Source organism: Ktedonobacterales bacterium (assembly GCA_036557285.1).
Taxonomy (GTDB): domain Bacteria; phylum Chloroflexota; class Ktedonobacteria; order Ktedonobacterales; family DATBGS01; genus DATBHW01.
The window spans coordinates 1-11,426 of sequence record DATBHW010000030.1 but is presented as its reverse complement, the minus strand read 5'-3'; the positions used below and the strand labels follow the sequence as shown (position 1 = coordinate 11,426).

Annotated in this window: 11 protein-coding genes; 9 read left to right on the top strand and 2 right to left on the bottom strand. The window is 59.1% G+C overall.

Annotated elements, in window-relative coordinates; all coding sequences use genetic code 11:
* Window positions 1-254 precede the first annotated feature (254 nt).
* Entirely contained in the window at window positions 255-839 is a 585-nt protein-coding gene (locus VH599_09010; GenBank protein HEY7348437.1) for a hypothetical protein, read from the top strand.
* Between the two features lie 367 nt (window positions 840-1,206).
* Here VH599_09010 and VH599_09005 read toward each other — a convergent pair whose 3' ends face one another.
* The gene (locus VH599_09005; protein ID HEY7348436.1) at window positions 1,207-1,803 is read right to left on the bottom strand and encodes a TlpA disulfide reductase family protein; all 597 of its coding nucleotides are present in this window, start codon (window positions 1,801-1,803) and stop codon (window positions 1,207-1,209) included.
* 521 nt (window positions 1,804-2,324) lie between these two features.
* Between VH599_09005 and VH599_09000 the strand changes: the two genes are divergently transcribed.
* The 6 genes from VH599_09000 to VH599_08975 all read left to right on the top strand — a co-directional run bounded on the left by VH599_09000 (window position 2,325) and on the right by VH599_08975 (window position 8,599).
* Window positions 2,325-3,608, top strand: coding sequence for an NYN domain-containing protein (locus VH599_09000; protein ID HEY7348435.1), 1,284 nt, complete (start codon window positions 2,325-2,327; stop codon window positions 3,606-3,608).
* Window positions 3,609-3,769: 161 nt separating this feature from the next.
* Complete coding sequence (locus tag VH599_08995) at window positions 3,770-5,068, top strand: AAA family ATPase (GenBank protein HEY7348434.1); 1,299 nt, start codon at window positions 3,770-3,772, stop codon at window positions 5,066-5,068.
* Window positions 5,069-5,077: 9 nt separating this feature from the next.
* Window positions 5,078-5,698, top strand: a complete 621-nt coding sequence (locus VH599_08990) for a DUF4276 family protein (protein HEY7348433.1) — start codon at window positions 5,078-5,080, stop codon at window positions 5,696-5,698.
* A 277-nt stretch (window positions 5,699-5,975) separates the two neighbouring features.
* Complete coding sequence (locus VH599_08985) at window positions 5,976-6,716, top strand: GntR family transcriptional regulator (GenBank protein HEY7348432.1); 741 nt, start codon at window positions 5,976-5,978, stop codon at window positions 6,714-6,716.
* Between the two features lie 93 nt (window positions 6,717-6,809).
* Complete coding sequence (locus VH599_08980; GenBank protein ID HEY7348431.1) at window positions 6,810-8,153, top strand: amidohydrolase family protein; 1,344 nt, start codon at window positions 6,810-6,812, stop codon at window positions 8,151-8,153.
* A 131-nt stretch (window positions 8,154-8,284) separates the two neighbouring features.
* Complete coding sequence (locus tag VH599_08975; GenBank protein ID HEY7348430.1) at window positions 8,285-8,599, top strand: YciI family protein; 315 nt, start codon at window positions 8,285-8,287, stop codon at window positions 8,597-8,599.
* Between the two features lie 51 nt (window positions 8,600-8,650).
* Here VH599_08975 and VH599_08970 read toward each other — a convergent pair whose 3' ends face one another.
* Window positions 8,651-8,851 carry a hypothetical protein gene (locus VH599_08970; protein ID HEY7348429.1) on the bottom strand — a complete coding sequence of 67 codons (201 nt, stop codon included), beginning with the start codon at window positions 8,849-8,851 and terminating at the stop codon, window positions 8,651-8,653.
* Window positions 8,852-8,921: 70 nt separating this feature from the next.
* Between VH599_08970 and VH599_08965 the strand changes: the two genes are divergently transcribed.
* Together VH599_08965 and VH599_08960 are read left to right on the top strand one after the other, a co-directional pair.
* The gene (locus VH599_08965; protein HEY7348428.1) at window positions 8,922-9,872 is read left to right on the top strand and encodes a fumarylacetoacetate hydrolase family protein; all 951 of its coding nucleotides are present in this window, start codon (window positions 8,922-8,924) and stop codon (window positions 9,870-9,872) included.
* A 374-nt stretch (window positions 9,873-10,246) separates the two neighbouring features.
* Window positions 10,247-11,426, top strand: a 1,180-nt coding sequence (locus tag VH599_08960) for an FHA domain-containing protein (GenBank protein HEY7348427.1), incomplete at its 3' end; no start/stop codon positions are given.

Here is an 11,426-nt window from a genome sequence, read left to right as displayed (position 1 = left end):
ACGGGAGCGAGGACCTCTCGCTCGACGAGGCCCAGCCGAGGCAAGCAGCCCAGGCCGCAGGCCCAGTTCCCGCAAGCGGTCCAGGCCGCAGGCCCAGCCGAGGCAAGCGGCCCTTCCCGAAGGGGGGCGGCGCTACAAGTGATATTCAGGCGGATACAGCATTACTTGACGCGCCAGCAAACCCAGGCATATACTCATAGGGGCAAAGCAAGCTGAATAGACAGGCCGCCAGGCGCGGTTCTCGGAGGTATCCCATGCTCGACGAAGGTACGTATCGTCTGCTTCTTCTCGTCGTCGCGCTCATTCACATCATTGTCTTGCCGCTTGCCATTCTGGTCCTTGGCGCCTACTTCACCACCCGCGTCACTGGCAGCATCAGGAGCGGGCGCACCGGCATCGCGCTGCTCTGGGTCGCCTTTGCTACTGCCATTGCCGGCGTGCCTGCCCTGGTGGCCGGACTCGCCTGGAACCCGAAAACCGCCGTCAACCAGATCACCATCTTCTATCTCCTCGTGATCTTCGGCGGAGCCATTGCCGCGCGCCTGCCCGGCTTGATGAGCGGCTTGCGGCTGCGCAAGCTCCCCTTTCACGGAGTCGTTTTTTCGCTGCTCGCCGCAGCCGGAGATATTCTGGCCTGGGCCTGCCTTGACCTCCTCCTGCTTTCCGGCTTCGCGGGCGGCTACGTCTGGCTTTTCATCCTCGTAGGGCTGCCCGCCTTTCTTGGCCGCATCGCCGCGCACAACTTCAACGCGATGGCCCAGGTTGGCGCGCGCTCATCCCTGGCTCCGCCCTCTGGCAGCGTCATCGTGCCAGGCCTCCCTGCCACTCCCAACCCCTAACACCACCCCCCGCTGCAAGCTCGCGGCCACTTGCAGCGCCGCCTTCCAGGCGGCAGGAGGGGCTGAGGGGGCTGTAGCGCCGCTTTCCAGGCGGCCAGGCAACTCGCTGCTGCTGGCATAAACATTGCAGCCCTTCCCGCAGTGAGAAGTGCTGTTCCAGCGTTTCTCGGACGATTGGGCAATCCGAAAGGAGGCGCCCATGCGCGTCACCCTACAGGTGCAGTATGTGGTCTGGCAGGTGGACATATCCCGCTGCCGTTAGCGCGGCAGCATACCAATGGAGAAGAGGGCGTCTATGATAGCAGGACGCCCATTCAGAGAGGTGGATGCCTATGTTAGCGGGCGTCCACTTTTTCCTGCGTGCCCATCAGTGGATGGCGGCAAAATACGCCTGCATCTGCTCCAGATTCAGCGGCCCCGACACACTGCCGCGAATAATCCCCTGCGAATCAATCAAGAAGGAAGACGGCGTGGAAGTCGCCTGATAGAGATCAAGCACCCGCTGATGCGTATCCAGCACGACAGGATAGGTAATGCCATACTGTTGCAGAAACAGCGACGCCGTATTGGCATCGTCCACAATATTGATCCCCAGGATCACCAGATGCTCGCCCCGCTCCTGAGCAGCGAACCGCTCTAAATCGAGCATTTCTGTCTGGCACCCCGGACAGGCCACGTACCAGAAATTCACCAGCACCCGCTCCCCGCGAAAATCGCTCAGCGATACCGGCGCATTCCGCAAATCTTTCAGCGTAAAATCTGGCGCGGCCTGCCCGGCGCGCCCATAAAAATCGGGCAGCGGCTCACCCCCAGCGCCCGTTGTGCCAGACGCTGGGCGAGAAATCAGCAGCCCCCAGCCAATCAGCCCCGCCACCACCACTGCCGCGCCCACGCTCACCCACTTCATCAGGCGCGTTTGTCGGGGGTTTCTGATTCGCCCCTGGCTCTTTTCCTGCTCGGCCATCGCCCGGCCCCTTCCTTAGCGGAGCCAGCAAGATCGCCAGCCTCGCGGCCTTGTCTCGACTGGTTCCACCAATGATCGGGGGTCACTTGTAGCGCCGCCTTCCAGGCGGCTAACGCTGCGCCCTGGCGAGCGTTCGCCCTCCAGGCCAGCGGACCAGCAGGCCAACGCTGGCCGCCAGGATGGCGGCGCTACCAGTAACACGCCTCGCTTGCCAACACCTCAGATTTGGTAGAACCGTCTCGACTATACCTCTCGACTTTACGGGCAAAGTGTGCTATGCTGGCTTTATACAATTTTCGTCTCTCAAAGCCGATTGATCGGGCAGCGGTCTATCTCCTGCGAGATGATCGCTCTCTGTAGCGTATCTAAAATGAGCGCAGGCTGTCAAGAGATTGGAAAAGGCGAAGGGCGTCCTCTCTATTCAATGTTCTTGTCTTTTTACGCCCTGGTCTTATCTAAGATACTTATGGTCTAGGCAACCCTTCTACTATGTTGGGATTCTCCCGGAGGAGAGGTTATTTGTGTCAGAAGAAATTGCTCTTTTCATTGATTTTGAGAACATCCGCTATAGCCTGCTGAACATCCAACGCCGGGAACCCGACCCCCAGGAATTAATTAGTGTCGCCCGTCGCTATGGGACCGTCATGGTGGCTCGCGCCTATGCGGACTGGACCCGCCAGCCCGACCAATTCAAGGGCAGCCTCATGGCCGCCATGATTGATCGCGTGGATTGCCCCGCCAAGCAGCGCGACCGCCTGCGCCCCTATTGGGTCAATACCCCCAACGGCGGAACAGGCGAAAGCCGCTCGCTCGACCCATCCAGTTCAGGCTATGGCCTTTCCACCTCCACAAACGACACTCCCCAGGAAGAAGAAGAAGAAGAAACCCTGGAGAGCGAAGGCATAGACTATCCATCTGGCAATACCCCTCCGAACGGCTACAACACCTTCGGCGTGAATAACCAGGCCAACGGCCTCGCGCCCTCGCCCAGCGTTGGCGCCAGCGGCCCGACTATTTCCGGCCCGCTTGGCCCGCTTTCCGGGCCGGGCAGCAGCCAATCGTTTAAGAATGACTCCTCCGCAGAAGGCCCGCGCAGCGGACCGCTCAGCAACCCCTCCGCCAGCAGCAGCGGCTCGATGGGCGTCATCCAAAGCACCGTCTCCCAAAGTACCGTAGACCTCAATATGCTCATGGACATCATCGAGACGGTCTTTGATCGACCCACCATCGGGACTTTTGTACTGATGACTGGCGACCGCGACTTCACACGCATCTCTGCGCGGCTCAAGCTGCGCCTGAATAAGACCGTCATCATCGTCGGCGTCCCTGGCACCGTCAGCCGCGACCTCATCAGCGCGGCCAGTCAGTTTGTCGCTCTCACCCTGCCTGGAGCGCCCGCCCTGCCGGGCAGCCCTGGCAGTTCTCAGAGCTTCCCGTCGTCGCTCATCAGCGGCGCAACTGGCCCCATGCCCGCCGTTGGCCCGATGAACTTCCAGGGAACCGGCGCGATGCCCGCGCTCGTCGATCCGCTGGAGCCGGGCTTCATCCAATTCCTCGACTACATTGACCGCAACTGGTCCTGGCGCACCGTCATTGGCATCTCCAACTTCGTCGGCGATTCCATCAACCCCAAGAACCGCTTCCGGGGCCGCCTGACCCGCGAAAGCGCCCGCGAACTCCTCAACATCTGCATTCAGGAAAAAATCCTGCTGGCCCAGCAGGACGCCAGCGGCGGCGAAGACCTGCGCCTCAACCGCACGCATCCGCAGGTCGAAGAAGTCCTCCGCCAGCTTGCCCGCAGCTAACCCCAGGGGTAAAAACACCGCGAGGGGCGAGCAGGCCACGTGGCCTGCTCGCCCCTGCGGTTCCCGCACACCTGCGCCATGCTCCCAAATAGCGTACAATGTTCTCGACAGAGGATGTCTATCAGCAGAAGCCAGCGCGTGCTTAGAAAAGAGGCTAGCCCATGCTCAGAAGAGTTCGCATTCGCGGCTATAAATCTTTGCGAGACGTGGAAGTTCGCTTTGATCGCCCACTATCTATCATCATCGGTGCAAACGCCTCTGGCAAGAGCAACCTCTTCGACGCGCTTGCCCTACTCAGAAGAATGGTGACACAGCCGACCCTGAGAGAAGCCTTTGATGAACACCGAGGCAGCCCCTTAGAAGCTTTCTCATTTGGCAGCGAGGGGATAGAAGGGCTTCTCAAGCAAAATTCTGCCGTGTTCTCAATAGAAGTTGATATTGAACTTTCACCTGATACCATTGAGTTAGTAAACCAGCAGAGCACATCAGACATCCCCTATGGAGTCAGAACTCATAAGCCCAGGACTGCTACTACAGAGACACTTGATGAATTTGTGCGCTTCCTGAGTTATAAGGTGGTAATCCAGATCGATGCCACGTCTGGCGATCTCAGCGTCACCCAAGAGCGCCTCAGCTTGCTAAACGCCAACCTCGCGCCGAAGCAGGGACAAAACGTTATTGCTGAAAGAACCCATTTCCAAATCAGAATAAATACACACGGCAAGATAGGTTCTGGTACCTTCAGTGCCAGCCAGGATAGAACGCTGTTTTCGCAGCCAATCTTCCTATCCCTCCATCCCATCAACGCAGCCTTTCAAGAAATCTCTCACTGGCGCTTTTATGATCTGGAACCCAAAGCCATGCGCGAGCCAGCCGCGCTGCGCGACGTAAAAGCGCTTGGCCCAACTGGTGGCGACCTCACCGCTTTCTTCAACAGCATGCAAATCGAGCGGCCAAAGCAGTTCGAGGGCATTCGCCGCGCGCTCCGCCTGCTCATCCCTCAGATCACCGACTTCAAGATCGAGCGATCCTCTGATGGCTACCTCCAGCTCATCGTGCGTGAGGATGAAATACCATATCGCTCTCGTGTCATCTCCGCTGGCACACTTCGCGTGTTGGCCCTACTTGCCCTCACGAACCCTCTTGAGCCAGCTACGCTGCTAGGGATCGAAGAGCCGGAGAATGGCGTTGACCCACATCACCTACGCTTCATTGCTGACCTGCTAAAAACCACTACCGGGCAAAGAGGGATTCAAGCGCTTGTGAACACCCATTCACCCCTGCTGCCGCGCTATTTCTCGGAAGACGAATTGATCTACTGCTGGCGCGCTGGAGCGGATACCGTCTTTGAGCCGGTTAAAACAAGTGGTTTATGGCGAGACCCCATTACGGTAGAAAAGCGACTGAGCATAGATGATGATGAGGCTGAGCCAGCGGCTCCTTTGACCACAACCCCGTAAGGAGTGAGCATGGTAACGAGAGGGAAGGTGTTTACCTACTTTGTGGAAGATGAGGCGCAAGAAGTTTTTATCAAAGCTCTGATCCAGCGTCTGGCTACAGATGCGGGCATCTCTATCCAGCATAACCCAGGCTCGGTGGTCACTGGGGGCAGCCGTTCCCTGGTCGCTCTCAAAACGTTCCTGCGCGAAGAACAGCATCGGCGTGTTCTTGCTACCGATGTACTTGTCCTTTCAGTCGATGGCAACTGCCAGGGATACCAGCGGAAAATTGCCGATATGAACGACATCATTCAGCGGGCGCAGTATCTCAAGCCTTTTGTCTGCGCCGTGCCTGATCCCCATATCGAACGCTGGTATCTTTGTGATCACAAGGCCCTGCGTCAAGCCCTCAGTTCTTCCATCACACCAAAGCCGACGCCAAAGAATAAATGTGGGCGAGATTGGTACAAGACTGAATATCACAGGCTCCTCAAGGAAGCTAAGATTCCCATCATCCTGAACGACTATGAGCATGCTGAGGCAATAGTAGAGAAAATGAACCTCTATGAAGCAGGGAGAAACGAGCCATCGTTGGGGCAATTTCTGAATGACCTGCGTTCGGCATTAAAAAACCTGGCTCAGAATAGGTAAAGAGCTTCACCACTCGCCCCTGCGGTATCCACCTTCATCCTCCCACAGTGTATGTATGCTTGACAAGCAAAGTAAAAAAGTGTATACATCTAACAGCCCAACCATTCGCGCCATCGTTCGGCCAGACCTTCACCGTGACGCGCAGATCAACTCGTGTCCATGACGCAACCACGCCGAAACGCAAAGCGAGTTTGCGCAAAAAGTGCATACACATCTCGAACCATCTCTTCCTCGAATAATCATGATCTCGTCTTCGTTCAGTGAGGTGATTGCGCCTATGCCGCTCCAGGCCGTTGATGCCACCGCAGGAAGAATTGTCATTGCCCATGTCCACGAGCGCCTGCGTCGGCAGATTCTTGACGGGACGATCCCGCCGGGTACCGTCCTCTCTCAAGTCCAGCTTGCGCAAGAGCTTGGCGTGAGCCGCACCCCACTGCGAGAAGCCCTGCGCCTGCTGCAAGAGGAGCGGCTCGTCCTGGCCGAACATAACCATCGCGTGCGCGTGGCCGACATCAACCTGGAAGAACTGGAATCGCTCTACGCCAGCCGCATCATGCTTGAGCCGCTCGCCCTGGCCCTCACCATCCCGCGCCTCTCTCCATGTGATTTTGACGCCCTCGACCAATCCATCGAAGCCATGTCTGCCGCCAGCGCCCGACGCGATACCGACGCCTGGGAGCAGGCCAATGGGCGCTTTCATGAACTCCTCGTCGTTCACGCCCAGGAGCGCATGCGCGCAACGATCAAGCGATCCATTGAAGCCAGCGAGCGTTACTGTCACATCAAGTTCCAAACGATTCCCAACGCGCGCGAAGTCGCCGAAGCTGAGCATGCCGCCATACTTGCCGCCTGCCGCGAACGCAGCAGCGACATAGCTGTCGAACTGCTGGCGCGCCACCTCGCCCGCTCCGCCCTGACAATCCTTGCTCATGTTGACCCCGCCTATGAGCCAACGGCAGTGCGCACCGCGCTCAGGCTCGTCGCTGGAAAAGCCAATAACTCAGGCCCGCTCAAGTAACGGAGGGAAGGAGGCACATTCAAGCCCTGGGAAGCGACCTATTTCTACCCATCGGAATGGAAGCTTACTGCTTGCAGACAAAGGAGGTACGTTATGGCATCCAATCGGACTCTACTCAAGAACGGCTGCGTCATCACCGTTGATAAGCAGCTTGGCAACTTTCGGCGAGCCGATGTCCTGATCGAAGGCACGAAAATCGCTGCGGTTGGGCCAGACCTGGGGGTGACTGACGCCGAAGTCATTGACGCCTCGAACATGCTCATCATGCCAGGCTTCATAGACACCCACCGGCATATGTGGGAAGGCATCTTGCGCAACATCGGCGTAGATTACCCGCTTGAGGGCGAGGTGAGCTATCTGGCGTTCGTCTTGAACGTCCTCGCGCCCGTCTACCGCCCCGAAGATGCCTACGCAGGCAACCTGATCAGCGCCCTGGGCGCCATGAATGCCGGAATCACCACCATTCTCGATTGGTCCCATATTCAAGCGTCACCACAGCATACCGACGCGGCGATCAACGCGCTGCAAGATTCGGGCATGCGGGCGGTCTTTGCCTATGGCCCCCCCTGGTATGAGGCCATGAAACCGGAACACCCCGAATGGTTCAAGCGGGCGGCCAAACAACACTTCTCCTCGAAAGACCAGTTGCTCACATTGGCCTTCGCGGCGCTTGGGCCGGAGTTTAGCACGCTTGACGACGTGAAAGCCAACTGGCAGGTTGCCCGCGACTGTGATGCCCGCATCACCGCCCATGTTGGCGTCGGCTCCTTTGGGAAAAATGGCAAAGTCGCCGAGGCAGGCCGGGCAGGCGTCTATGGGCCGGACACCACCTTTATCCACTGCACCACCCTCAGCGACGAAGAAATACAAATGATCGTGGACACCGGCGGCACCGTATCGCTGGCTTCCCCCGTTGAAATGATGATGGGGCATGGGATACCGCCTACCCAGCGGTTCCTTGATCGCGGCCTGCGTCCAAGCCTGAGTGTTGACGTGGAAACCAACGTACCTGGTGACATGTTCACTCAGATGCGCTCGGTGATCTCCTTGCAGCACGCCCTCATCTTCGACCAGAAACTGGCGGGCAAAGAGAACCTCTCGCCCGTCCTGACCGCCCGCGATGTGCTGGAGTTCACCACCATCGAGGGCGCGCGCGCCAACGGCCTGGCGGATAAGACAGGCTCGCTCACCCCTGGCAAAGAGGCCGATGTGATTATGCTGCGCAGCGATGATGTCAACATCGTCCCCGTCAATGACCCCATTGGCGCGGTCGTCTGGGGCATGGACACCAGCAACGTTGACTCCGTATTCGTCGCTGGCAAAGCCATGAAGCGCAATGGTCGCCTCACCGGCAACGTGGACCGCGCCCGCAAACTGGCGATTGAATCGCGCGATTACGTCGTCGCCACATCCGGCTTTAAGCTCCCCGCGTTTTAAGCGCAGGGCAGCCGTATCCAGTCCTCTGCGGCTTGCGTGGCGCTCCGCAGAGGGCTGCACCCCCAGCGGCAGGAGCCGCGCAAAGCGCCCGGACGCCCGCCTGGACAAAACGAGAAGGAATAAGAAAGCCTATGTTCGTCGCCATCTCAACCTACCTCAAACCACTTGAGGACGTAGACACCTATTACCCCGCGCACATCGAGTGGTTGATAAAGCACTTCAACGCTGGTCGTTTCCTCGGATCAGGCCGCAGGACGCCGCCCATCGGCGGCCTCATCCTCGCTCGTGAAGAGAGCCGCGAAGCCTTCCTCGCCCTGCTCGCTGAAGACCCGTTTCAGCAGCATGGCCTGGCGAGCTATGAAGTCTTCGAGTTCACCCCCGGACCCCTGCCGCGCCGATCAGCAGAATTAGAAGCGTTTCTAAGCAGGCCCATCTTGCCAGCGTAGACCCTATACCGATCCCCACGTAGCAGGCGCAGAATCGTTCTGCCTGTACCGTCAGCCCTCGCTTGCAGCGCCGCCTTCCAGACAGCCAGCCGACTGCGTGTACCGCTGCCGTCCCTGGCGGCCTGGGGACGGGCGGCTGCGTGTACCGCCGCCGTCCCTGGCGGCGCGGGCGGGGCTGGGTGTGGCGCACGCCGCGCCCGCTGCCCCCTCGAACAACGCCCGGCCAGAGAGACCGTTCCGGCGGCGCTGCACGCGGATATGGTATGCTATTCAAGCACACAGCAGCCAGAAATCCTGAAAGAGAGTAGAAAGCGAAAAGCGTATGCGATTAGTCACCTACCAGCGCGAAGGACCACCACGCACTGGCGCGCAATGGGATGAGCAGATCATTGACCTGAACCGCGCCTATCGCGCCGCCTTGCAGCAGGCGGAAAACGCAGATGAACTGGCCGTAGCTGACGCGCGCGTTCCCACCGACATGATAGACTTGCTGAGCGGCGGCGAAACCTCACTCAAGGCAGCCCGGCAAGCCATCGCCTTTGTTCGCGGCCAGCTTGAAAGCCATGCCAGGGCGCTCCACGCGCAAGGCATCCTCCACGCAGCCGATCAGGTCTCGTTCCTGCCGCCAGTTCTGCGCCCCGGCAAAGTCGTGGGCCTGGGCTTGAACTACCGCGACCACGCCGCCGAATCACACATGGAAATCCCCACCTACCCTGTCCTCTTTCACAAAACAGCCAGCTCACTGATCGGCCACAACCAGCCGATTGTAATCCCCCGCAACAGCAGCCGGGTAGACTACGAGGCTGAGCTAGCCATCATCATCGGCAGGCGCGGGAAATATATCGCCGAGCATGAAGCCTTTGCGTACATCGCCGGTTACACCAACGCCCACGATGTCAGCGCGCGCGATCTCCAGTTCCGCACCTCGCAATGGACCACCGGCAAGATGCTCGACACCTTCGGCCCGCTGGGGCCAGCCCTGGTCACACGCGACGAGATACCTGACGCGCAAAAGCTGGCGATCAAAACGATCTTAAACGGGCAGGTGATGCAAGATGGGAACACGGCAGAGATGATCTTCCAGATTCCCTTCATCGTCAGCTACATCTCCCAGATCGCCACGCTTGAACCAGGCGATGTCATCATGACCGGCACACCGGCAGGCATTGGCAACGCCCGCACCCCGCCAGTCTTTCTCAAGCCAGGAGACACGGTAACAATTGAAATCGAGAGCCTGGGGAAACTGACAAATCCGGTGGTTGCCGAAGCATAAATCGGGGGCACTTGTAGCGCCGCCATCCTGGCGGCTCAACGCCGCGTCAGGGCGAACGCTCGCCCTCCAGGCCACCGTCCCCAGCGACCACTTGTAGCGCCGCCATCCTGGCGGCTCAACGCTCGCCAGCGCGCACGCTGCCCTTGCGCGCCTATTGGGCGGGAAGTCCACGTGCAGCGCCGCCGGGGAAGGCGGCGCTGCAAGTAACACGCCTCGCCCGCCAACACCCCCTGTGTGGTGGAACCACCCGCAGCCCTCCCTCTTGCGCAGAACAAGGCGACAGGCTATGATAAGCCACGAATCATAACCTCAGCGTTCCTGGCGGATGAAAAGAAGCCAGAGGAAAAGGCAAGTGCAAGAAATGGGGTTTGGGTATGAGTACACCAGATAACGCTTCAGCTTCGGGTTGGATCAGGTTTCTGACCGGCCCCCTCGCGGGCCAAACGTTCCACATTGCCAGGCGCGTGACCACACTTGGGCGGCATTCCACCAACAACATTGCTATCAAGAGCGACATGTCTATTTCCCGGCAGCAGGCGCGCCTGGTCTGGCAGGGTGGAGCCTGGTACATCGAAAAGTTCCCTGATGCCAATACCCTCACCGTCAATCAGCAAAACGTCGAACAAGCCATGCTCCATCATGGCGACATCGTTGGCCTTGGGCCAGATTCAGCCTTCATTTTTGAGATCGGGCCAGCGAAATCAGCGGCTGACGAGGAAACGCTGTCTGATGTGCCCGGCCCCTCGCTCTCCACAGCGACCATACCTGCTCCTGAAGCCGCCGCGCAACTCCCTCCAACCGTTGCCGTGTCAGCGGCTCCTCTTCCGATCACCTCCGAAGCTGCTGCGCCTGCGCCACAGCAAGATTCCAGCGAGCAGAATGAACCCTGGCTCTTGCCAACGCTGATAGAGTCACTCCCCTCGCTGGGCATTCCCTCGCTCAAAGTCAGTTTTGGCAGCTCTGGTGAGCGCAAAGTTCACCATTTCAATAAAGAAATCATCAATATTGGACGCGATCCCAAAAATGAGATTGTGATCGACCAGAGCGCCGTCTCCCGCTTCCATTTTCAGATTATCCGCCAGGGACGGCAATTCGTCTTCATCCATCCCCATCCCGACCAGCCTCGCACCACGAACGGTCTGCTCTATCAGGGACGCAAGATTCCAGGGGATGAAAGCTTCCGCAAAACACTCGCCACCGGCGATGTCTTCCGCATTGGCGATCAGCAAGGCGAACTGATTACCCTGACCTATGACGATGGCTCTGGCGCAGCGCCGGATACGCTGCCCAAGATGCAGCCTATTCGACTCGATACCCCTGAAATCACGATTGGGCGGCAACCCGATAACAGCGTCGTGCTGGCGCATCCGCAGGTCTCGGCGCACCACGCTCGCCTCACCCGCGAAGGCGGCGCCTATCGCCTGCTGGACCTGCACAGCACCAATCACGTCTATGTCAACGCCCACCTCGTCTCCAGCCACCTGCTCCAACTCGGCGACGAGATCCGCATCGGTCCCTACCGCCTCGTCTACGAAAGCACCCACCTGAGCCAGT